The sequence below is a fragment of the Pseudomonas sp. FA117 genome, from assembly GCF_057370475.1.
The window spans coordinates 5336676-5357962 of record NZ_CM170675.1; the positions used below are offsets into that span (position 1 = coordinate 5336676).

At 64.6% G+C, this 21287-nt stretch carries 21 protein-coding genes and 1 riboswitch; of the genes, 10 read left to right on the forward strand and 11 right to left on the reverse strand.

The features are described 5' to 3' along the window. Window positions 1-42: 42 nt before the first annotated feature. The 5 genes from AC1TXO_RS24505 to tkt all read right to left on the reverse strand — a co-directional run bounded on the left by AC1TXO_RS24505 (window position 43) and on the right by tkt (window position 5068). Window positions 43-372, reverse strand: coding sequence for an MliC family protein (locus tag AC1TXO_RS24505; RefSeq protein ID WP_486404118.1), 330 nt, complete (start codon window positions 370-372; stop codon window positions 43-45). 80 nt (window positions 373-452) lie between these two features. Continuing rightward, window positions 453-704: a hypothetical protein gene (locus AC1TXO_RS24510; protein WP_486404119.1), complete on the reverse strand. Its 252-nt coding sequence runs from the start codon at window positions 702-704 to the stop codon at window positions 453-455. After that, entirely contained in the window at window positions 704-1867 is a 1164-nt protein-coding gene (locus AC1TXO_RS24515) for a phosphoglycerate kinase (protein WP_486404120.1), read from the reverse strand. Before AC1TXO_RS24515 ends, AC1TXO_RS24510 begins: the two co-directional genes overlap by 1 nt. Window positions 1868-1879: 12 nt before the next feature. Then, complete coding sequence (gene epd, locus AC1TXO_RS24520) at window positions 1880-2941, reverse strand: erythrose-4-phosphate dehydrogenase (RefSeq protein ID WP_486404121.1); 1062 nt, start codon at window positions 2939-2941, stop codon at window positions 1880-1882. Window positions 2942-3070: 129 nt separating this feature from the next. Beyond that, window positions 3071-5068, reverse strand: coding sequence for a transketolase (gene tkt, locus AC1TXO_RS24525; protein WP_486404122.1), 1998 nt, complete (start codon window positions 5066-5068; stop codon window positions 3071-3073). A gap of 277 nt (window positions 5069-5345) precedes the next feature. On the opposite strand from tkt, the gene AC1TXO_RS24530 reads away from it, so the two are divergent. The 3 genes from AC1TXO_RS24530 (at window position 5346) to AC1TXO_RS24540 (ending at window position 8148) form a co-directional block, all read left to right on the forward strand. Beyond that, a complete protein-coding gene (locus tag AC1TXO_RS24530) occupies window positions 5346-6344 on the forward strand; it encodes an ArsR/SmtB family transcription factor (protein ID WP_486404123.1) in 999 nt (332 codons plus the stop codon). Between the two features lie 12 nt (window positions 6345-6356). Then, the gene (gene metK, locus AC1TXO_RS24535) at window positions 6357-7547 is read left to right on the forward strand and encodes a methionine adenosyltransferase (RefSeq protein WP_486404124.1); all 1191 of its coding nucleotides are present in this window, start codon (window positions 6357-6359) and stop codon (window positions 7545-7547) included. A 205-nt stretch (window positions 7548-7752) separates the two neighbouring features. Next, window positions 7753-8148, forward strand: coding sequence for a DUF1090 domain-containing protein (locus AC1TXO_RS24540; protein ID WP_486404125.1), 396 nt, complete (start codon window positions 7753-7755; stop codon window positions 8146-8148). Window positions 8149-8217: 69 nt separating this feature from the next. Here AC1TXO_RS24540 and AC1TXO_RS24545 read toward each other — a convergent pair whose 3' ends face one another. Further along, window positions 8218-8664: a c-type cytochrome gene (locus tag AC1TXO_RS24545; RefSeq protein ID WP_486404126.1), complete on the reverse strand. Its 447-nt coding sequence runs from the start codon at window positions 8662-8664 to the stop codon at window positions 8218-8220. 119 nt (window positions 8665-8783) lie between these two features. On the opposite strand from AC1TXO_RS24545, the gene mltA reads away from it, so the two are divergent. After that, on the forward strand, window positions 8784-9935 hold the full coding sequence (gene mltA / locus AC1TXO_RS24550; RefSeq protein ID WP_486404127.1) for a murein transglycosylase A: 1152 nt from the start codon (window positions 8784-8786) through the stop codon (window positions 9933-9935). Window positions 9936-9968: 33 nt separating this feature from the next. Here the strand turns inward: mltA and AC1TXO_RS24555 are convergent, their stop codons facing one another. Together AC1TXO_RS24555 and AC1TXO_RS24560 are read right to left on the reverse strand one after the other, a co-directional pair. Beyond that, complete coding sequence (locus AC1TXO_RS24555) at window positions 9969-10355, reverse strand: MAPEG family protein (protein ID WP_486404128.1); 387 nt, start codon at window positions 10353-10355, stop codon at window positions 9969-9971. Window positions 10356-10379: 24 nt separating this feature from the next. Beyond that, window positions 10380-11213: an EamA family transporter gene (locus tag AC1TXO_RS24560; RefSeq protein WP_486404129.1), complete on the reverse strand. Its 834-nt coding sequence runs from the start codon at window positions 11211-11213 to the stop codon at window positions 10380-10382. Window positions 11214-11440: 227 nt separating this feature from the next. Between AC1TXO_RS24560 and AC1TXO_RS24565 the strand changes: the two genes are divergently transcribed. After that, window positions 11441-12676, forward strand: coding sequence for a cation:proton antiporter (locus AC1TXO_RS24565; protein ID WP_486404130.1), 1236 nt, complete (start codon window positions 11441-11443; stop codon window positions 12674-12676). A gap of 66 nt (window positions 12677-12742) precedes the next feature. Here AC1TXO_RS24565 and AC1TXO_RS24570 read toward each other — a convergent pair whose 3' ends face one another. Then, window positions 12743-13144, reverse strand: coding sequence for an acyl-CoA thioesterase (locus tag AC1TXO_RS24570; protein WP_054894823.1), 402 nt, complete (start codon window positions 13142-13144; stop codon window positions 12743-12745). Window positions 13145-13323: 179 nt separating this feature from the next. Further along, a riboswitch (S-adenosyl-L-homocysteine riboswitch) is annotated at window positions 13324-13419 on the forward strand. Between the two features lie 21 nt (window positions 13420-13440). Here AC1TXO_RS24570 and ahcY point away from each other — a divergent pair. From ahcY to rhlE2, 5 genes are all read left to right on the forward strand, one after another. After that, on the forward strand, window positions 13441-14850 hold the full coding sequence (gene ahcY, locus AC1TXO_RS24575; RefSeq protein WP_486404131.1) for an adenosylhomocysteinase: 1410 nt from the start codon (window positions 13441-13443) through the stop codon (window positions 14848-14850). 132 nt (window positions 14851-14982) lie between these two features. Next, window positions 14983-15828: a methylenetetrahydrofolate reductase [NAD(P)H] gene (gene metF, locus AC1TXO_RS24580; protein WP_486404132.1), complete on the forward strand. Its 846-nt coding sequence runs from the start codon at window positions 14983-14985 to the stop codon at window positions 15826-15828. 92 nt (window positions 15829-15920) lie between these two features. Then, on the forward strand, window positions 15921-16997 hold the full coding sequence (locus AC1TXO_RS24585) for a hypothetical protein (RefSeq protein ID WP_486404133.1): 1077 nt from the start codon (window positions 15921-15923) through the stop codon (window positions 16995-16997). A 47-nt stretch (window positions 16998-17044) separates the two neighbouring features. Further along, window positions 17045-17833 carry a substrate-binding periplasmic protein gene (locus AC1TXO_RS24590; RefSeq protein ID WP_486404134.1) on the forward strand — a complete coding sequence of 263 codons (789 nt, stop codon included), beginning with the start codon at window positions 17045-17047 and terminating at the stop codon, window positions 17831-17833. A gap of 220 nt (window positions 17834-18053) precedes the next feature. Continuing rightward, window positions 18054-19967: an RNA helicase RhlE2 gene (gene rhlE2 / locus AC1TXO_RS24595; protein ID WP_486404135.1), complete on the forward strand. Its 1914-nt coding sequence runs from the start codon at window positions 18054-18056 to the stop codon at window positions 19965-19967. Between the two features lie 56 nt (window positions 19968-20023). On the opposite strand, the gene AC1TXO_RS24600 is transcribed toward rhlE2, so the two are convergent. Beyond that, entirely contained in the window at window positions 20024-20602 is a 579-nt protein-coding gene (locus AC1TXO_RS24600; protein ID WP_486404136.1) for a YceI family protein, read from the reverse strand. A 33-nt stretch (window positions 20603-20635) separates the two neighbouring features. Next, on the reverse strand, window positions 20636-21187 hold the full coding sequence (locus AC1TXO_RS24605; RefSeq protein ID WP_486404137.1) for a cytochrome b: 552 nt from the start codon (window positions 21185-21187) through the stop codon (window positions 20636-20638). Window positions 21188-21287: the final 100 nt, after the last annotated feature.

Sequence of the window (21287 nt, forward strand, 5' to 3'; positions counted from 1 at the left end):
TGCTGTTCAAGTAGTTGTGGACCGTCGTGGCGGTCCGGCCAATCACGGTGCCTTGCAGCCCCGCCCGATCAGATCGTTGGTCGCTTCCCAGTACACCAGGCCTTCATTACCCTTGGTGTGGAAGGCGAGCACGCCATCGCTGTACAGCGCGCCGGAAGCACCAGGTTGCGCCTTGAGGCGGTAGACCTGGTCGGCGCCACCGAGGCGGACATCGACCGACTGCTGCGAGGCGTCGGCGAAGCGCCACAGCACTTCGGCCTGGCTGTCGCAGACCCAGCGGGTCCAGTTGTCCGTCGCGGCAGGTTGCGACGGTTGCAGCAAGGAGCATCCTGCCAGGGTCGCCAGGGCCAGTACGGCCAGCAGCGCTTTCATCAAATATCCTCGCTTCGAGGCCGTACCACGGACCTTCTGTTCAAGACCACAAAACAGCCCATCGGTTGCCCGCTGTCCGATCAAGGGCAGCCGGGCGCCTTGCGCTGGTGTTCTTCGTCGTACTTCTCGAGGCCGTCCGGCCCCAGGCGCTTGTTGATCACCGGCACCGTCTCCGCCTGCCACTGCGACTGGTAACAGCCGCCCTTGGGCTCGCCGGCAGGCTCGCTGTCCGGCGCCATGCCGCTGGAGCAGGCGCCCAGCAGCACAGCCAGGACCATCACAGGCAATTGCTTGACCATCAGGTCGCTCCCTTTGCCAGGCGCCTTCGGCATCAGGCCTTGGCCCGCTCTTCCAGGATCGCCACGGCCGGCAGGACCTTGCCCTCGACGAACTCGAGGAATGCGCCACCACCGGTAGAAATGTAGGAGATATCGGCGCCAACGCCATACTTGTCGATGGCGGCCAGGGTGTCACCACCACCGGCGATGGAGAACGCGGCGCTTTCGGCGATGGCCTTGGCCAGCACTTTGGTGCCGTTGCCGAACTGGTCGAACTCGAACACACCGACCGGGCCGTTCCACAGGATGGTCTTCGACGACTTCAGCAGCTCGGCGAAGTTGGCCGCGGTCTGCGGGCCGATGTCGAGGATCATGTCGTCGGCGGCAACGTCGGCGATGGCCTTGACGGTGGCTTCGGCGCTCTCGGCGAATTCCTTGGCGACCACCACATCGACCGGCAGCGGTACGCTGACCTTGGCGGCGATGGCCTTGGCGGTCTCGACCAGGTCAGGCTCGTACAGCGACTTGCCGACCGGGTGACCGGCAGCGGCGAGGAAGGTGTTGGCGATACCGCCGCCGACGATCAGTTGGTCACAGACGGTCGACAGGCTGTTGAGCACGTCAAGCTTGGTCGAGACCTTGGAGCCGGCGACGATGGCCGCCATCGGCTTGGCCGGGGCCTTCAGGGCCTTGCCCAGGGCATCCAGCTCGGCCGCCAGCAGCGGGCCGGCAGCGGCAACCTTGGCGAACTTGGCCACGCCGTGGGTGGAACCCTCGGCACGGTGGGCAGTGCCGAAGGCGTCCATCACGAACACGTCGCACAGGGCGGCGTACTTCTGCGCCAGTTCGTCGGCGTTCTTCTTCTCGCCCTTGTTGAAGCGCACGTTCTCGAACAGCACCACGTCACCGGCCTTGACTTCGACGCCGTCGAGGTAGTCGGCCACCAGCGGGACTTCGCGGCCCAGCGCCTTGCTCAGGTAGTCGGCGACCGGCTTGAGGCTGTTTTCCTGGGAGAACTCGCCCTCGGTCGGACGGCCCAGGTGCGAGCAGACCATCAGTGCCGCGCCCTTCTCCAGGGCCAGCTTGATGGTCGGCAGCGCTGCCAGGATACGCGCATCGCTGGTTACCACACCGTCCTTCACAGGCACGTTGAGGTCTTCGCGGATCAGTACGCGCTTACCTTGCAGGTCGAGGTCGGTCATCTTCAACACGGTCATGAATGCAGTCCTTCAGGGCTGTTTGCTGCGGGTTTGGTGGACGACGTGCAGATAGTGTTCGGCAACGTCGAGCATACGGTTGGCGAACCCCCATTCGTTGTCGAACCAGGCCAGCAGGTTCACCAGGCGGGGGCCTGAGACGCGGGTCTGGCTGGCATCGACGATGGCCGAATGCGGGTCATGGTTGAAATCACAGCTGGCGTGGGGCAACTCGGTGTAGGCCAGCAGGCCCTTGAGCGGGCCGTCCAGCGCGGCCTCGCGCAACACCCGGTTGACCTCGGCGGCAGTGGTGTCGCGGGCGGTCAGCAGGGTGATGTCCAGGCACGAGACGTTGACGGTCGGCACACGTACCGCTTTGGCCTGGATTCGCCCGGCAAGTTCCGGCAACAGGCGCTCGATACCGCGCGCCAGACCGGTGGACACCGGGATCACCGACTGGAACGCCGAGCGCGTGCGGCGCAGGTCTTCGTGGTGGTAGGCGTCGATCACCGGCTGGTCGTTCATCGCCGAGTGGATGGTGGTGATCTGCACGTACTCGATGCCGAAGGCCTGGTCCAGCACACGCAGCAGCGGCACGCCGCAGTTGGTGGTGCAGGAAGCGTTGGAGACCAGCAGTTCGTCGCCGCTCAGGCAGTCCTGGTTGATGCCGTAGACCACCGTGGCATCGATGTCCGCCTCGCTGGCCATGGGCTGCGAGAACAGCACGCGCGGCGCACCGGAATCGAGAAAGCGCTGGCCGTCGGCACGGGTGTTGTAGGCACCGGAACATTCCAGCACCAGGTCGATGCCCAGCGCTGCCCAGTCGATGCCTTCAGGGGTAGCGCTGCGCATGACTTTCACGCAGTCGCCGTTGATATGCAGACAGTCGCCGTCGACCTTCACCTCGCCGGGAAAACGCCCGTGGGTGGAGTCGAAGCGTGTCAGGTACTCAAGGCTGGCCTGGTCGGCCAGGTCGTTGAGCGCAACGATCTCGAAACCGGCCGTCGCCCCTCGCTCGAACAGCGCGCGCAAGACACAGCGGCCGATGCGGCCGTAACCGTTGAGTGCAACCTTGTAGGGACGGGGGTGGGGCATTCGATGCTCACGTGCAGGTACGTTGAACGACCATCGCGGGGCAAGCCCGCTCCCACAGGGTACGCCGGTACCCTGTGGGAGCGGGCTTGTCCCGCGATCAGGCGGGAGGCACAAGGCCTCCCGGGTGCATCAGTCTTCCAGCAGCTCTTCGGCAGTACCCAGGATGTTCTCCAGGGTGAAGCCGAACTCCTCGAACAGCGCGGCGGCCGGGGCCGATTCGCCGTAGGTGGTCATGCCGATGACGCGGCCTTCGAGGCCGACGTACTTGTACCAGAAGTCGGCATGGGCGGCTTCGATGGCGATGCGCGCACCGACTTCCAGCGGCAGGACCGATTGCTTGTACGCGGCGTCCTGGGCGTCGAACACGCTGGTGCTCGGCATCGACACGACGCGGACCTTGCGGCCCTGCTCGCTGAGCTTGTCGAATGCCTGCACGGCCAGGCCCACTTCGGAACCGGTGGCGATCAGGATCAGCTCAGGCTCGCCGGCGCAGTCCTTGAGCACGTAGCCGCCACGGGCGATGTCGGCGATCTGCTGGGCGTCGCGGTCCTGGTGCTGCAGGTTCTGGCGCGAGAAGATCAGCGCCGAAGGACCGTCGTTGCGCTCCAGGGCGGCTTTCCAGGCCACGGCCGACTCGACCGCATCGCCCGGACGCCAGGTGTCCAGGTTCGGGGTGCTGCGCAGGCTGGTCAGCTGCTCGATCGGCTGGTGGGTCGGGCCGTCTTCGCCCAGGCCGATGGAGTCGTGGGTGTAGACATGGATGACGCGCTGCTTCATCAGGGCCGACATGCGCACGGCATTGCGGGCGTATTCCATGAACATCAGGAAGGTGGCGCCGTAGGGGACCAGGCCGCCGTGCAGGGCGACGCCGTTCATGATGGCGGTCATGCCGAACTCGCGCACGCCGTAGAACACGTAGTTGCCGCTGGCGTCATCGGCTTCGACGCCCTTGCAGCCCTTCCACAGGGTCAGGTTGGAGCCGGCCAGGTCGGCCGAACCGCCGAGGAACTCGGGCAGCAGCGGGCCGAATGCGTTCAGGGTGTTCTGGCTGGCCTTGCGGCTGGCGATGGTTTCGCCCTTGGCGGCGACTTCGTTGATGTACTGCTGGGCCTTCTCGCTGAAGTCGGCTGGCAGGTCACCGGCAGCGCGGCGCTTGAACTCGGCGGCGAGTTCCGGGAAGGCCTTGGCGTAGGCATCGAAGCGCTGGTTCCACTCGGCTTCGGCCTTGGCACCGGCCTCCTTGGCGTCCCACTCGGCGTAGATATCGGCAGGAATTTCGAACGGACCGTGGTTCCAGTTCAGTTCCTTGCGCGCCAGGGCGATTTCGTCGTTGCCCAGCGGTGCGCCGTGGCAGTCTTCCTTGCCCTGCTTGTTCGGCGAACCGAAGCCGATGATGGTCTTGCAGCAGATGAGGGTCGGACGGTCGCTCTTGCGCGCCGTCTCGATCGCCATCTTGATTTCTTCGGCGTCGTGGCCGTTGACGTTGCGGATCACCTGCCAGTTGTAGGCTTCGAAACGCGCCGGGGTGTTGTCGGTGAACCAGCCGTGGACTTCGCCATCGATGGAGATGCCGTTGTCGTCGTAGAAGGCGACCAGCTTGTTCAGGCCCAGGGTGCCGGCCAGCGAGGCGACTTCGTGGGAGATCCCTTCCATCATGCAGCCATCGCCCAGGAACACGTAGGTGTTGTGGTCGACGATCTGGTGGCCTTCACGGTTGAACTGGGCTGCCAGCACTTTCTCCGCCAGGGCGAAGCCCACGGCGTTGGCGATGCCCTGGCCGAGCGGACCGGTGGTGGTCTCGACACCCGGGGTGTAGCCGTACTCCGGGTGACCCGGGGTGCGGCTGTGCAGCTGACGGAACGCCTTGAGGTCGTCGATCGACAGGTCGTAGCCGGTCAGGTGCAGCAGCGAATAGATCAGCATCGAACCATGGCCGTTGGACAGCACGAAGCGGTCACGGTCGGCGAAGTTCGGGTTGCTCGGATTGTGCTTGAGATAGTCGCGCCAAAGCACTTCGGCGATATCCGCCATGCCCATGGGGGCACCTGGATGGCCGCTGTTGGCCTTTTGCACGGCATCCATGCTGAGGGCACGAATGGCGTTGGCACGATCACGACGGCTGGGCATCGCTGGTCTCCTGAGGCTTGAAGAGGTGGTGTAACGAAAAAAGGCGGCCATTTTCGCCCACTGGGGGCCTGGGAGCAATGACGGATGGTCGCAGTCGGGGATTTTTCCTGTGATTGAGTGGCACTTCGGGTAAAAAACTCGAGATCGATGCCGTGCTTTTCGCGGGTGAACCCGCTCCCACGGCTACAAAGCCTGGCTCCGGCCATCGATCAGGCAATATCAAAACTTTTTGATATTGCCTTGCCAGGGCAACGATGCCTGACTAGACTGGCGCCCCATGAACCTGCGTGCGCACGACATTCCCCAGCGAAGCGATACCCTGGCTGCCCTGTGCAAGGCCAGTGGCGATGCGCTGCGCCTGAATGTCCTGCGGGCGCTGGCCAGCGATTCGTTCGGCGTGCTCGAGCTGGCGCAGATCTTCGACATCGGCCAGTCGGGCATGAGCCACCACCTCAAGGTGCTGGCCCAGGCGGAACTGGTGGCCACGCGCCGCGAAGGCAACGCGATCTTCTACCGCCGCGCCCTGCCCGACAGCCTGCGCCATGGCGGTCGCCTGCATGCCGCGCTGCTCGAGGAGATCGACGAACTGGCCCTGCCGCAGGACGTCCAGGCGCGTATCGTGCAGGTGCAGCAACGCCGCGCGGCCACCAGCCAGGACTTCTTCCAGCGCATCGAAGAGAAATTCCGCGCCCAGCAGGACCTGATCGCCGGTGTGCCGCAATACCGCGAAAGCCTGCTGGCCCTGCTCGACAAGCAGAGTTTCGCCAGCAGCGCCAGCGCCCTGGAAGTCGGCCCCGGCGACGGCGGTTTCCTGCCCGACCTGGCCCGGCGTTTCGCCCGGGTCACGGCGATGGACAACAGCCCGACCATGCTCGAGCTGGCGCGCCAGGTCTGCGAACGCGAAGGCCTGGATAATGTAAACCTGCAGTTGGCCGATGCACTGGGTGCAACGGATGTGGAAGCCGACTGCGTTGTGCTGAACATGGTGTTGCACCATTTCAGCGACCCGGCCCTGGCCTTGCGCCTGCTGGCCAAACGGGTGAAAGCGGGCGGCAGCCTGCTGGTCACCGAGCTGTGCAGCCATGACCAGGGGTGGGCGCGGGACGCCTGCGGCGACCTCTGGCTGGGCTTCGAGCAGGACGACCTGGCCCGTTGGGCCAATGCTGCGGGGCTGACCCCAGGGGACAGCCTCTATGTTGGCTTGCGTAACGGTTTCCAGATCCAGGTCCGGCATTTCCAGCGGGCCGCTGGCGACACACACATCGGTAAATTTTAGGAACCCCTCGAGATGAGCGAATACTCCCTTTTCACTTCCGAGTCCGTGTCCGAAGGGCATCCGGACAAGATCGCCGACCAGATCTCCGATGCCGTCCTCGACGCCATCATCGCCCAGGACAAGTACGCCCGCGTTGCCTGTGAAACCCTGGTCAAGACCGGTGTGGCCATCATTGCCGGCGAAGTCACCACCTCGGCCTGGGTCGATCTGGAAGACCTGGTGCGCAAGGTCATCATCGACATCGGCTACAACAGCTCCGACGTCGGCTTCGACGGTGCCACCTGCGCCGTGATGAACATCATCGGCAAGCAGTCGGTGGACATCGCCCAGGGCGTCGATCGCTCCAGGCCTGAAGACCAGGGTGCCGGCGACCAGGGCCTGATGTTCGGCTACGCCAGCAACGAGACCGATGTACTGATGCCGGCGCCGATCTGCTTCTCGCACCGCCTGGTCGAGCGCCAGGCCGAAGCGCGCAAGTCCAGGCTGCTGCCCTGGCTGCGCCCGGACGCCAAGTCCCAGGTCACCTGCCGCTACGAGAACGGCAAGGTGGTCGGCATCGACGCGGTGGTGCTGTCGACCCAGCACAACCCTGAAGTGTCGCAGAAAGACCTGCAGGAAGCGGTGATGGAGCTGATCGTCAAGCACACCCTGCCGGCCGAACTGCTGCACAAGGGTACCCAGTACCACATCAACCCGACCGGCAACTTCATCATCGGTGGCCCGGTGGGCGACTGCGGCCTGACCGGTCGCAAGATCATCGTCGACTCCTACGGCGGCATGGCTCGCCACGGTGGCGGCGCGTTCTCCGGCAAGGACCCGTCCAAGGTCGACCGTTCCGCCGCCTACGCCGGCCGCTACGTGGCCAAGAACATCGTTGCCGCTGGCCTGGCCGAGCGTTGCGAGATCCAGGTGTCCTACGCCATCGGCGTGGCCCAGCCGACCTCCATCTCGATCAACACCTTCGGTACCGGCAAGGTCTCGGACGAGAAGATCGTGCAACTGGTGCGCGAGTGCTTCGACCTGCGTCCGTACGCCATTACCACCATGCTCGACCTGCTGCACCCGATGTACCAGGAGACGGCCGCCTACGGTCACTTCGGCCGCGAGCCGCAGCAGAAGACCGTCGGTGACGACACCTTCACCACCTTCACCTGGGAGCGCACCGACCGCGCCGCCGCCCTGCGCGACGCTGCCGGCCTGTAAGCAACTGGTGCTGACGCAAGCCCCTGCCGAGAGATCGACAGGGGCTTTTTCGTTTCCGGAAATTACCGCAAGTCTGTCTGACCCACTGCTTTCGTGAGTACTTTCCTCATCTTGCCGACGATCAGTTCATTGCGGTTTCCAAATGGGCAAAATCAGGGCAGGATTTCCCTTTTTGCCGCCCCGCCCTGAAAAGAGGCTCTAGTTCATGAAATCAGTTTCCCTGCTCGCGCTGCTGGCAGCCCTCGGCCTGGCCGCCGGCCCTCTGCAGGCCGCCCAGCCCGAGCCCGGCCTGACCGGCTGCGCCGCCAAGCGCAGCGCCATCGAAAACCAGCTCAGCGAAGCCCGCGCGCACAACAACAGTGGCCAGGTCGCAGGCCTGGAAAAAGCCCTGAGCGAAGTCACGGCCAACTGCACCGACAGCAGCCTGCGCAAGGAGCGCGAGCAGAAGGTGCTCGACGCCCGGCATGAAGTGAACCAGCGCACCAAGGACCTCGACAAGGCCATGAAGAAGGGCGATTCGGAGAAGATCAACAAGCGCAAGGAAAAGCTCGCCGACGCCAAGAAGGAACTGCAGGAAGCGGTCGACGAACTCGAGCGCTGATGCCGGCGCCCCCTGCAGGAGCGGCCTCGTGTCGCGCAAGACCGCTCCTGCGAAAGGCGCTGCAGATCGTCAATGATTGCGAAACTCGGTATGACAGGCCTTGCACGCCGCCTCGACGCGGTCCATCGGCGCCTTCAACCCGCCGGCGTCCAGGGGTGGGTGACGGGTGGCACTGACCAGCTCGGCGGTGACGCCTTCGAGCTGACGGGCCAGGTCCTGGAAACGTGCCTGGCGCTGCCAGACTTCAGGCCGGGCACTGCTGTCGCCCTCGTCACGCACCTGCGGGAAGTGCTGCCAGGGCTCATGGGCCAGGGCATCGAGCTTCTCCGCACCCTCGGCGAACTTCACCCCGTCGAACGGCAGGCGCCCACGCAACATGCCGCCCAGGTCTTCGCTGGTGTTGAGCATCTGCTTGAAGATCGCCTTGCGCTGGCCCAGCGGCGAGTTCGGATCGACACGCTCACAGGCGGTCAGGGCAAGGGTGGCGAGCAGCATTACGGTCAATCGCTTGAACATCACGGTCTCTTCGGCCTGCATGAAGGGCTGGCCAGTATCGCCGCCCGTCAGTCAAAGACCAATAGCCACACAAAAAACAAGGGCGAATATTCATCTTCGCCCGCTACAGGACCCCGCTTATGAAATCTGCTCTGCGCCATGCCGCCTGGATGCTTCCGGCCCTGGCCCTGCTGGCTGGTTGCAACGGTGGCGACAGCGCCAAACCCGAGCCGCACGCCATCGCCACCTACGCCAGCCTGAGCTGGCAGGACTTGCCGAGCGTCAGCGACACCGATCTGGTCGCAGGCTTCCAGGCCTGGCGCAATGGCTGCGAGAAGCTCAAGCGCGATGCCGTGTGGGCCGCCACCTGCACGGCCGCCGCCGCAGTGCCTGCGGACCCGGCCCAGGTGCGCAGCTTCCTGCAGCAGAACCTGCAGGTGTACGGCCTGCGTTCGGCTGAAAACAACGCCAACGGCCTGATCACCGGCTACTACGAACCCGTCTACCCGGGCAGCCTGACGCGCACCGCCAAGGCCAGCGTGCCGGTGTATGGACCACCTGACGACATGGTCATCGTCGACCTGGCCGGCCTGTACCCCGAGCTCAAGGGCAAGCGCCTGCGCGGACGTGTCGAAGGCCGGGTGCTCAAGCCCTATGACACCGCCGAAGTGATCTACCGCGACGGAGCGAAGGCGCCAGTGCTGGCCTGGCTGACCGACCCGATGGACCTGCAGTTCCTGCAGATCCAGGGCTCGGGCCGCGTACAGCTGGACGACGGCCGCCAACTGCGCCTGGGCTACGCCGACCAGAACGGCCATCCCTACCGTCCGATCGGGCGCTGGCTGGTGGATCAGGGTCAGCTGAAGAAAGAAGACGTGACCATGGGCAGCATCCACGCCTGGGCCCAGGCCAATCCGCAGCGGGTGCCGGAGCTGCTGGCCAGCAACCCCAGCTACGTGTTCTTCGCCAAGGGCCCGGACAGCAACGAAGGTCCGCGCGGCTCGCTCAACGTGCCGCTGACGGCAGGCTACAGCGTGGCCATCGATCGCAAGGTGATTCCGCTGGGCAGCCTGCTGTGGCTTTCGACCACCCGCCCGGACGGCACGCCAGTGGTGCGCCCGGTAGGAGCGCAGGATACCGGCGGTGCGATCACCGGCGAGGTGCGCGCCGACCTGTTCTGGGGTACCGGCCCCGAAGCAGGGGAGTTGGCCGGCAACATGAAGCAGCAGGGCCAGATCTGGATGCTCTGGCCCAAAGGGGCTGCGTTGCCCGAAGTGCCGAAGGTGCTATGAGGCTGGGCAGCCCCTGTGGAGCAGCGGCTGGCTTCAGATGGACACCACGAAGAACGACACGATCAACGCCAGCCCGGCAAACCACACCAGCGAACGCAGGGCCGCCCAGTCCGCCAGATAGCAGATGATGTACAGCAGCCGGCTGGTGATGTACATCACCGCCAGCACATCCTGGGTCACCTGCTCGGCGTTGCCGACGATATCGGCCACCAGCACGGCGGCAGCGAAAGCCGGGAACGCCTCGTAGCCATTCTGCTGGGCTGCATGCGCGCGCCTCGGCAGGCCCGAGAGGGTGTCGAGGAAGGCGCGCGGGTCGTGGTTGTCGCTCAGGCCGAAACGGCCACTGGCAACCTTGGCGATCAACGCGCACAGCGGCGGCAATGCCAGGGCGATCAGGATGCACCACAGGGCAACGGTCATGGACAGGCTCCTCGTTCGAAAGGGTCAGAGCTTCATCACCAGCATGCCTGCCAGGACCAGCCCGCAAGCTAGGAGTCTCGGCCCGCCAAAAGGTTCTTTGAGATAGCGCATGCCCAGCAGCACGACCAGAATCACACTCAGCTCGCGCAGCGCAGCCGCCTCGGCCACCGACCCCAGGTGCATGGCCCAGAGCACCAGGCCGTAGCTGAGCAGCACACACAGCCCCACCGCCAGCCCGAGCCGCCACTGGGTTCGCCAGAACAGCACGAACGGCGCGCGACGGGCGATGCCTGCCAGCAGTGGAAATGGCCAGGCGCTGATCAGGGTCAGCCACACGAGGTAGTCCCAAGGCTTTCCCCACAGGCGCACCGCCTGGCCGTCGAACCAGGTGTAGCAGCCGATGCATAGGCCGATCAGCGCCACCACCGGCAGCATCGACCAGGGCAGTCGGTCACCGCCGCCGCCCTGCCACAACAGGCACGCCATACCGCAGGGGATCAGCAGGATGCCGATGATCTGCCGCTCGCTCAGCGACTCGCCGGCGAAGGCCAGGGTCAGCCCCAGCACCACCAGCGGCGACAACCCTCGCATCAGCGGATAGACCAGCCCCAGGTCACCGACCCGGTAGGCCTGGATCAGCAGCCAGCGATAGAGCTGCTCGGCCAGCGCCGAGGCCAGCAGCCAGGGCCAGATGGCGGCCGGCGGTGGTTCGACGAACCCCACGGCCACGACCGCGAATACCAGCGCCACGGCGTCCATGCTGGCGATCACCAGCAGGCGCTCGCCGCTGAACTTGATGAGGGTGTTCCAGGTCGCGTGCAGCAGGGCAGCGACCAGTACCAGGGAAGTGGCCAGCACGCGCGGGGTTCCTTGTGGTGTGGGCCTGGCAACTATATACGACACGCTCCTGCAAGGTTTTGCATCGTCCTGGAAACAGGTCGGCAGATCCCGGCGTCTTGCCTCTCTGTTGAAACGTTCTCGAGAATTCCGGTCATAAGGTGTGTCCCGAATCGCTCCCCAGGTCATCAAACAACCACCCGAGCCGTTCGGGTTACGACTTGGAAGCCACTGCCACAGGATTCAGGATGCTTGAATTAGTTGCCGCGTTCATCTGCCTCACCACCCTTCTCACCTACGTGAACTACCGCTTCATCGGCCTGCCGCCAGCCATCGGCGTGATGGTCACCGCCCTGCTGTTCTCCCTGATCCTGCAGGGCCTGAGCCTGATCGGCTTCCCCGGCCTGGAAGAACGGGTCGAAGGCCTGATGAACCAGATCGACTTCAACGACCTGCTGATGCACTGGATGCTGTCGTTCCTGCTGTTCGCCGGTGCCTTGCACGTCAACCTCGGCGACCTGCGCAGCTACCGCTGGCCGATCGGCCTGCTCGCCACCATCGGCGTACTGATCGCCACCGTGGTGATCGGCTATCTGGCCCACTGGGTATTCGCGATGTTCGGCTGGAACGTGCCGCTGATCTACTGCCTGCTGTTCGGCGCGCTGATCTCGCCGACCGACCCCATCGCGGTGCTCGGTGCACTGCGTACCGCCAACGCCTCCAAACCGCTGAAGACCACCATCGTCGGTGAGTCGCTGTTCAACGACGGCACCGCAGTGGTGGTGTTCACCGTGCTGCTGGGCATCATTCAGCTCGGCGAGACGCCAAGCGTTTCCGACACGGCCATCCTGTTCGCCCGCGAAGCCGTCGGCGGCGTGGTGTTCGGCGGCCTGATCGGCTACGCCACCTACCGCATGATCAAAGGCATCGAGCAATACCAGGTCGAGGTCATGCTGACCCTGGCGCTGGTGATCGGCGGCTCGGCCATGTGCTACGAACTGCACGTATCGGCGCCGATCGCGATGGTGGTAGCCGGCCTGATCATCGGCAACCTGGGGCGCAACCTGGCGATGAACGACATGACCCGCCGCTACATGGACGGCTTCTGGGAGCTGATCGACGACATGCTCAATGCCCTGCTCTTCGCCCTGATCGGCCTGGAGCTGTTGCTGCTGCCGTTCAACTGGATGCACCTGGCGGCCGGTGGCGTGCTGGCGGTCGCGGTGCTGGCCTCGCGCCTGCTGACCGTGGCGCCGGCCATCGTGCTGCTGCGCCGCTGGCGCGAAGTACCGCGCGGCACCGTGCGGGTGCTGACCTGGGGTGGATTGCGCGGTGGCGTGTCGGTGGCCCTGGCGCTGTCGTTGCCTATGGGCGACGAGCGTGACCTGCTGCTGTCGATCACCTACATCGTGGTGCTGTCGTCGATCCTGGTGCAGGGGCTGACGATCGGCAAGGTGGTGCGCCGGGTCAGCGCCGAGCCTTGAAGACAGTGCGGCCCCTTCGCAGGTTTGCCCGCGAAGGGACCGCAGCGGCAATCGAACTGCGGCGACTTACTCGACAGCCGAATCCGGGAACTGATCCTGGATGTACTTGATCTCGGTGCGCCCGTGCGGGGCCGGCAGGCCATCCTCGCCGAGGTTGACGAAGACCATCTTGTCGACGGTGAGGATGCTCTTGCGGGTGATCTTGTTGCGCACTTCACACTGCAGGGTGATCGAGGTGCGGCCGAACTCGGTGGCGGTGATGCCCAGTTCGATGATCTCGCCCTGGCGCGAAGCGCTGACGAAGTTGATCTCGGAAATGTACTTGGTCACCACCCGCTGGTTGCCCAGCTGGACAATGGCGTAGATCGCCGCTTCCTCGTCGATCCAGCGCAGCAGGCTGCCGCCGAACAGGGTACCGTTGGGGTTGAGGTCTTCGGGTTTTACCCATTTGCGCGTGTGGAAATTCATTACAACTCCTGACGTGCCTGACTGACATGCAGCAATGATGGCAGACCGGCCGGTCGGCCTCCATTGAACATCGACTATCGTCGCGATAAATCGACAGAAAGTCTTGGGTGTGTCACACGGGCGCGGCTATAATCTCGCCGTTTTCCAATGACCACCCGCTGCGGTGGTCATCCCGCCACCCGTCCGAGGGGCGCTGCAGCAGGTCTACCTGTCAGGCTCGGATGGGGCGTTGTCCGCTGCTGCGGACGCTCAACGCACAACGGCGCCCATTCGCACACTACGAATGGAGGCTCTTCATGAGCGCTGTAAACACGCCTGCAGGTTTTTCCGACTTCAAGGTCGCCGACATCTCCCTGGCCGACTGGGGCCGCAAGGAAGTCATCATCGCCGAATCGGAAATGCCCGCGCTGATGGGCCTGCGCCGCAAGTATCAAGCCGAGCAACCGCTCAAGGGCGCAAAGATCATCGGCTGCATCCACATGACCATCCAGACCGCCGTGCTGATCGAAACCCTCGTTGCCCTGGGCGCCGAAGTGCGCTGGTCGTCCTGCAACATCTTCTCGACCCAGGACCAGGCCGCTGCAGCCATCGCCGCCGCCGGCGTTCCGGTGTTCGCCTGGAAAGGTGAAACCGAGGAAGAATACGAGTGGTGCATCGAGCAGACCATCCTCAAGGATGGCCAGCCATGGGATGCCAACATGGTCCTGGACGACGGCGGTGACCTGACCGAGATCCTGCACAAGAAATACCCGGCCATGCTCGACAAGATCCACGGCGTGACCGAAGAGACCACCACCGGCGTGCACCGCCTGCTGGACATGCTGGCCAAGGGCGAGCTGAAAGTCCCGGCAGTCAACGTCAACGACTCGGTCACCAAGAGCAAGAACGACAACAAGTACGGCTGCCGTCACAGCCTCAACGACGCCATCAAGCGCGGCACCGACCACCTGCTGTCGGGCAAGCAGGCCCTGGTGATCGGCTACGGTGACGTGGGCAAGGGCTCGGCCCAGTCCCTGCGTCAGGAAGGCATGATCGTCAAGGTCACCGAAGTCGACCCGATCTGCGCCATGCAGGCGTGCATGGACGGCTTCGAAGTGGTCTCGCCGTTCAAGGACGGCATCAACACCGGGACCGAAGCCGGCATCAACACCGACCTGCTGGGCCGCATCGACCTGATCGTCACCACCACCGGTAACGTCAACGTCTGCGACGCCAACATGCTCAAGGCCCTGAAGAAGCGCGCCGTGGTGTGCAACATCGGCCACTTCGACAACGAGATCGATACCGCCTTCATGCGCAAGAACTGGGCATGGGAAGAGGTCAAGCCACAGGTGCACAAGATCCACCGCACCGGCGCCGGCACCTTCGATCCGCACAACGACGACTACCTGATCCTGCTGGCCGAAGGCCGCCTGGTCAACCTGGGCAACGCCACCGGCCACCCGAGCCGCATCATGGACGGCTCGTTCGCCAACCAGGTCCTGGCACAGATCTTCCTGTTCGAGCAGAAGTTCGCCGAACTGCCAGCCGCGAAGAAGGCCGAGCGCCTGACCGTGGAAGTGCTGCCGAAGAAGCTCGACGAAGAAGTGGCCCTGGAAATGGTCCGCGGCTTCGGCGGCGTGGTCACCCAGCTGACCCCGCAGCAGGCCGAGTACATCGGCGTGACCGTCGAAGGCCCGTTCAAGCCGCACGCCTACCGCTACTAAGCGGCATGCGGCGCGCATTGCGCGCCGCAGCAGCGCAAGGATCTTGAACGACGCCCAAGCCAGATCGGCCATCACCGATCTGGCTTCTACTTGCAGCATGGCGCTTGAAGCCCGCTGCCAGAGGAACGACCGATGTCCCAGGAACGCCGCTACAGTTTCGAGTTCTTCCCGACCAAGACCGACGCCGGCCATGAAAAGCTCATGGCGGTCGCCCGTCAGCTGGCCACCTACAACCCCGACTTCTTCTCCTGCACCTACGGCGCTGGCGGTTCGACCCGCGACCGCACGCTGAACACCGTGCTGCAGCTGGAGAACGAGGTGAAGGTTCCTGCCGCCCCGCACCTGTCGTGCGTCGGCGACAGCAAGGCCGACCTGCGCGCCCTGATCGCCGAATACAAGGCGGCCGGGATCAAGCGCATCGTCGCCCTGCGTGGCGACCTGCCGTCCGGCATGGGCATGGCCAGTGGCGAACTGCGCCACGCCAGCGACCTGGTCGAGTTCATCCGCCAGGAGACCGGTGACCACTTCCACCTGGAAGTCGCCGCCTACCCCGAGATGCACCCACAAGCGCACAGTTTCGAAGACGACCTGGCCAACTTCGTACACAAGGTCAAGGCCGGTGCCGACAGCGCCATCACCCAGTACTTCTTCAACGCCGACAGCTATTTCTACTTCGTCGAGCGTGTACGGAAGCTGGGCGTGGACATCCCCGTGGTACCCGGCATCATGCCGATCACCAACTACAGCAAGCTGGCACGCTTCTCCGACGCCTGCGGCGCCGAGATCCCACGCTGGATCCGCAAGCAACTGGAAGCCTACGGCGACGATGCCGCCAGCATCCAGGCCTTCGGCGAGGAAGTGATCAGCAAAATGTGCGAAGAACTGCTGCAAGGCGGCGCACCGGGCCTGCACTTCTACACCCTGAACCAGGCCGAGCCGAGCCTGGCGATCTGGAACAACCTCAAGCTGCCACGCTGAAACCTTTTGGTAACAACAGCTTAAGAAAATGATCAAGGCTCCGAACGTAGATTGGAGCCTTGATCATTCAAGCTGATGCCAGGTTTCCCTCGATGCAGCCGTGCAACCCTGACACCCCGCAACTCGTCTATCTGGCCTTCGGCCCGGCCACCTATCACCAGGAAGCCTGCTTCAGCATCGCCAGCGCCCTGGCCAACCTGCGCAAGACGCCGGGTGAGGCCATGGACATCCAGGTCCATACCGACAACTCCGAGCCCTACGTCAAGCTGCCGGTCACCGTGCACCTGCTCGATGAACACACGCGCACGGCCTGGAACCAGCCGCACGGCTATCACTTTCGCAGCAAGCACGTGCTGCTGCGCCAGGTGCTCGAACAGCACCCGCTGGCCGTGCTGATCGATACCGATACCTTTTTCCGCCAATCACCGATCGAGCTGTTCCGTCGGGTCAGGCCTGGGAGTCTGCTGTGCAATGCCATTGGCGGGCGCTACGGCGAGAACCAGAAATGCGTGCTGTACAGGAACCTGCTGACGCTTCTGCAACAACGCGGCCTGGCCGACTGCCAGATGCCGCTGGTCAACTCCGGTGTCATCGGCCTTGCCTCGCAGGACGCCGCAACGCTGGAGCTGTCCATCGCGCTGATGGACGAGTGCTACCCCCTGGCCCGCGAGGCCTATACCCTGGAAGAGTTCTGCCTGGCGGTGGCGGCTTACCGCAAGCTGGAGCTGGCGACCTGCACCGACGTCATCCACCATTACTGGAGCCGCAAGGCGCAGTTTCGCGCCAAGATCCAGGCCTGGCTGCGCAAGCACGGCGACGATCCGCTGGGTGAAGCGGCGCTGGCCGACATCGCCCAGGTCAGTGATCGCCTGCCCCGACCACCCGCCCTGCACCGCCTCGGCTACAAGGCCATGAGCCTGACCTTGCCCGGTCGCCAGCGCCAGTTCGCGCGCGAGTTGCTCTACGGCTGCTACCCCTACGACAACGAATTCGACCGTGCCTGCGCCTCGGCCTGGTGGGACAAGGCCCTGGAGAACCACAACCAGCGCCACGGCGGCATGAGCGCCGAGCAACTGCGCGAGTGCCTGCGCCAGCCCGGCCTGCGATTGTCGCTCGGTGCCCGGCACAAGGACGTCGAGGATCACCTGATCGAGGCGCGCAAGGCCTGAGTGCCGGCCTGCTGGCCATCCCCGGATGGACCGCGTACCCTCGCGCCATGTCCATGCTTACCCGCTTCGCCTGTGCCTTGCTGATCGCTTGCCTGAGCCCGCTGGCCCAGGCCGAGCGCCTGCGCCTGGTCAGTGACGACTGGGCGCCCTACATCCATCAGCAGCAAGGGCGTGCCGCAGGCATCGACTACGAGATCACCCGCGAAGTGTTCAGGCGCCTGGGCATCGAGGTGGACTGGGAGTTCCTGCCCTGGAAGCGCTGCCTGGCGATGGTCGAGCAGGGCCAGGCCGACGGCGTGATGGACATCTTTCGCGTCGAGGGCCGCGATGCCTACCTGATCTATGCCGACGAGCCCTTGTCGACGGTCGATTTCGTGCTGTTCCAGGCCAGCGCGCGGCGCCACCGCGTACAGCGCATTGAAGACCTCGCCGGGCTGACCATCGGTGCCTCGCCCGGGTACAGCTATGGCGGGGCGTTCAGTACGGCTGCAACCTTTCACCGCGAAGATGCCCCGACCCACGAAGCCAATTTCGGCAAGCTGGTGCTGGGTCGCATCGACCTGCTGGTGACCGACCGTCGCGCCGGCCGCTACCTGAGCCGGCAATTGGGGCTGGAGCAGCGTGTCGAGGAACTGCCACTGGTCATCAGCCAGCAGCCGCAGTTTCTCGGCCTGGCACGCAAACCAGGGCGTGAAGCCCTGGCGCAGGCCTTCAGCGAAACCCTGCGCCAGTTCAAGGCCGAACCTGCCTACGCCGAACTCCTGGCGCGCCATGCAGCGGCCGATGGGGATTTTCTCGACGCCGTTGAGCAGCATGATCGCAGCACAAGCCGATAGCTCTGTTATACTCGAGCCTTCCCGCCCGGCTCACGCCCGGACGCTCGGCCTCGCAACAGGCATCTCGACCAGCAGCGACGCACGCTCAAGTGCCCGCCTGCCGCCTCCAGGATGCGCAGTGTAAGCCCAGCTGGACCGGACGCGATCGCATCCCTTCGATGCCCGTCGCGCCAGGCAGAACATCCCACAGGGCCCAGCCCAAACGAGAACAGGATCGCCCATGTCCTTTGCTTCCCTCGGTCTCTCCGAGGCACTTGTCCGCGCTATCGAGGCTGCGGGCTACACCCAGCCCACCCCGGTGCAACAGCGGGCCATTCCCGCCGTGTTGCAAGGCCGTGACCTGATGGTCGCCGCGCAGACAGGTACTGGTAAAACCGGCGGCTTCGCCCTGCCGATCCTCGAGCGCCTGTTCCCGGGTGGTCACCCCGACAAATCCCAGCGGCATGGCCCGCGCCAGCCGCGCGTACTGGTCCTGACCCCGACCCGCGAGCTGGCGGCCCAGGTCCACGACAGCTTCAAGATCTACGCCCGCGACCTGCACTTCGTCAGCGCCTGCATCTTCGGCGGCGTCGGCATGAACCCGCAGGTCCAGGCCATGGCCAAGGGCGTCGACGTCCTGGTCGCCTGCCCGGGCCGTCTGCTCGACCTGGCCGGCCAAGGCAGCGTCGACCTGTCGAAGGTCGAGATCCTCGTCCTCGATGAAGCCGACCGCATGCTCGACATGGGCTTCATCCACGACGTGAAGAAAGTGCTGGCACGCCTGCCGGCCAAGCGCCAGAACCTGCTGTTCTCGGCGACCTTCTCCAAGGACATCACCGACCTCGCCGACAAGCTGCTGCACAACCCCGAGCGCATCGAGGTCACGCCGCCCAACACCACCGTCGAGCGTATCGAGCAGCGCGTCTACCGCCTGCCGGCCAGCCACAAGCGCGCGCTGCTGGCCCACCTGATCACCCTCGGTGCCTGGGAGCAGGTGCTGGTCTTCACCCGTACCAAGCACGGCGCCAACCGCCTGGCCGAGTACCTGGAGAAGCACGGCCTGACCGCTGCCGCGATCCATGGCAACAAGAGCCAGAATGCCCGTACCAAGGCGCTGGCCGACTTCAAGGCCAACAGCGTGCGCGTGCTGGTCGCCACCGACATCGCCGCCCGTGGCCTGGACATCGACCAGTTGCCGCACGTGGTCAACTTCGAACTGCCCAACGTCGAGGAAGACTACGTTCACCGCATCGGCCGCACCGGCCGTGCCGGTCGCTCCGGTGAAGCCATCTCGCTGGTGGCACCGGACGAAGAGAAGCTGCTCAAGAGCATCGAGCGGGTGACCAGGCAAAGAATCCCGGATGGCGACCTGATGGGCTTCGATGCCTCGCAGGTAGAGGCTGAAAAGCCTGAGGTGCGCGAGCGCCAGCAGAACAACGGCCGCGGTGGGCGCAACCAGCAGCAACGTGCTGACGGCAGCAAGGAAGGCAGTGGCGGGCGCAAGGACAAGGGCAAGGACAAAGGCAAGGCCAAGCAGCAATCGGCCGACAAACCTGCCGACAAGGACGCTGGCGGCGACAAGCCGCAGCAGAAGAAGCAGGAGCCGCGCAAGCCGCGCGACAACCGCAAGCCGCGCCAGCAGCAGGCTGGCCAGGCGCAGAGCAACCCGCCGAAAGTGCCCGCTGACCGTGACCCGGAAGAGTTCCTCGACGATGACGTCGACAACTTCGGTAACCGCGCCGACTACGTCAGCCCCTACCAGAACGGCAAGGGCCAGGGCCGCAACCGTCGTCCGGGCGGCAACGGCGGACAATCCCAAGGCCAAGGCCAGCGCAGTGGCTCCGGCCAGCCGCGCAGCAACAATGGTGGTGGCGGTGGCGGCCAGCGCCAGGGTGGCCAGGGCTCAGGCGAGAAGCGCCCACGCAACAACAATGGTGGCGGTGGCGCACGACGCGATGGCAACCAGGGTCGCGCCCGTCGCGAGGACAGCAGCCGCCAGGAACCTGCCGTGCGCAATCCACGCGAGTCGCAATCGGCTCCGGTGATCATCCGCAAGGAATCCAAGCTCGACCGTTACCCGACGCCCGAGCAACTGGACGACCTGCCGAGCCGCCCACGTGGCGAGCGTCCGGCGCTGCTGACCCGCAAGGGCTGACAGAAAAAAAGAGGGGGCTGCGTTGGCAGCCCCCTCTTTCGTTCAGAAGACGCGAATCACTTCTGCTTCACGCCTTCCAGGCTGATGTCCAGATCCAGGGTCTGGGCAGTCGGGCCTGGACCCTTGATGCCGAAATCGCTCAGGTTCAGCGTGGTCTTGGCGTTGAAGCCGGCGCGCTCGCCGCCCCACGGGTCCTTGCCCTCACCATTGAACACGGCCTTGAAGGTGACCGGTTTGGTCACGCCGTGCAGGGTCAGGTCGCCAGTCACGTCAGCGGTCTTGTCACCGGTGGACTTGACGGCCGTGGAGACGAACTTGGCTTCCGGATATTTCTTCACATCCAGGAAGTCGGCGCTGGCGATGTGCTTGTCACGCTCGGCGTGGTTCGACCACAGGCTGGCAGTCTTCAGGTCGACGCTGATCTTGCTGGCTTCAGGCTTGGCGCTGTCCCAGGTGAACGAACCGTCGAAATCGCGGAAGGTACCGTGGACGAAGCTATAGCCCAGGTGGCTGATCTTCCAGTCGACGAAGGCGTGCTGGCCTTCCTTGTCGATCTTGTAGTCGGCGGCCATGGCCTGGCCAGCGCCAATCAGTGCGGTACCGAGCGCCAGGGCGGCAAAAGTCTTTTTCAACATCCTAACTTCCTTCCTTTGCAATTGAGTTGAGAGTCAAGCTTTGCGGCCCAGCATGCGAGCAAGGGTCGCGTCACGGTCGATGAAGTGGTGTTTCAAGGCTGCCAGGGCATGCAGGAGGGCGAAGATCACCAACCCCCAGGCCAGGTAAAGGTGGATCACACCGGCAGTGTCCGCCTGATCGGGCAGGTTGCTGACCAGTGCTGGTACTTCGAACAGGCCGAACACCGAAATGCCGGCGCCGTCGGCGGTGGAAATCAGGTAGCCGGCAACCATCAGGGCGAACAGCCCCAGGTACAGCGCCAGGTGCCCCAGCTTAGCGGCCAGGCGGGTGAACGCCCCATGGCTGGCCGGAGCCGGTGGAGGTGGGCTGATGAAACGCCAGAGTACGCGCAGCAACATCACGGCCAGCAGGATCAGGCCGATGCTCCTGTGCAGGTCGGGGCCAGCCTTGCGCCAAGGGTCATAGTAGTCGAGACCTACCATCCACAAGCCGAGGCCGAACAACCCGAACACCACGAGCGCCACGCCCCAGTGCAGGACGATGCTGACCGCACCATAGCGAGAAGCAGAATTGCGCAGTTGCATGTAGGCGTATTCCCCGTGAAAGCTGTGCACAAGATAACGCGATAAATATCGAAATAAAGCGGAAAAAGCCGCTTTTAATTATCGGAAAAACCGATAGCTT

Coding starts and splice junctions, on each gene's coding strand:
- AC1TXO_RS24530 (WP_486404123.1), top strand. CDS start 5,346: ATGAACCTGCGTGCGCACGACATTCCCCAGCGAAGCGATACCCTGGCT.
- tkt (WP_486404122.1), bottom strand. CDS start 5,068: ATGCCCAGCCGTCGTGATCGTGCCAACGCCATTCGTGCCCTCAGCATG.
- mltA (WP_486404127.1), top strand. CDS start 8,784: ATGAAATCTGCTCTGCGCCATGCCGCCTGGATGCTTCCGGCCCTGGCC.
- AC1TXO_RS24570 (WP_054894823.1), bottom strand. CDS start 13,144: ATGAATTTCCACACGCGCAAATGGGTAAAACCCGAAGACCTCAACCCC.
- ahcY (WP_486404131.1), top strand. CDS start 13,441: ATGAGCGCTGTAAACACGCCTGCAGGTTTTTCCGACTTCAAGGTCGCC.
- AC1TXO_RS24605 (WP_486404137.1), bottom strand. CDS start 21,187: ATGCAACTGCGCAATTCTGCTTCTCGCTATGGTGCGGTCAGCATCGTC.
- AC1TXO_RS24515 (WP_486404120.1), bottom strand. CDS start 1,867: ATGACCGTGTTGAAGATGACCGACCTCGACCTGCAAGGTAAGCGCGTA.
- AC1TXO_RS24565 (WP_486404130.1), top strand. CDS start 11,441: ATGCTTGAATTAGTTGCCGCGTTCATCTGCCTCACCACCCTTCTCACC.
- AC1TXO_RS24505 (WP_486404118.1), bottom strand. CDS start 372: ATGAAAGCGCTGCTGGCCGTACTGGCCCTGGCGACCCTGGCAGGATGC.
- AC1TXO_RS24540 (WP_486404125.1), top strand. CDS start 7,753: ATGAAATCAGTTTCCCTGCTCGCGCTGCTGGCAGCCCTCGGCCTGGCC.
- metK (WP_486404124.1), top strand. CDS start 6,357: ATGAGCGAATACTCCCTTTTCACTTCCGAGTCCGTGTCCGAAGGGCAT.
- AC1TXO_RS24590 (WP_486404134.1), top strand. CDS start 17,045: ATGTCCATGCTTACCCGCTTCGCCTGTGCCTTGCTGATCGCTTGCCTG.
- metF (WP_486404132.1), top strand. CDS start 14,983: ATGTCCCAGGAACGCCGCTACAGTTTCGAGTTCTTCCCGACCAAGACC.
- AC1TXO_RS24510 (WP_486404119.1), bottom strand. CDS start 704: ATGCCGAAGGCGCCTGGCAAAGGGAGCGACCTGATGGTCAAGCAATTG.
- rhlE2 (WP_486404135.1), top strand. CDS start 18,054: ATGTCCTTTGCTTCCCTCGGTCTCTCCGAGGCACTTGTCCGCGCTATC.
- AC1TXO_RS24545 (WP_486404126.1), bottom strand. CDS start 8,664: ATGTTCAAGCGATTGACCGTAATGCTGCTCGCCACCCTTGCCCTGACC.
- AC1TXO_RS24555 (WP_486404128.1), bottom strand. CDS start 10,355: ATGACCGTTGCCCTGTGGTGCATCCTGATCGCCCTGGCATTGCCGCCG.
- epd (WP_486404121.1), bottom strand. CDS start 2,941: ATGCCCCACCCCCGTCCCTACAAGGTTGCACTCAACGGTTACGGCCGC.
- AC1TXO_RS24585 (WP_486404133.1), top strand. CDS start 15,921: ATGCAGCCGTGCAACCCTGACACCCCGCAACTCGTCTATCTGGCCTTC.
- AC1TXO_RS24600 (WP_486404136.1), bottom strand. CDS start 20,602: ATGTTGAAAAAGACTTTTGCCGCCCTGGCGCTCGGTACCGCACTGATT.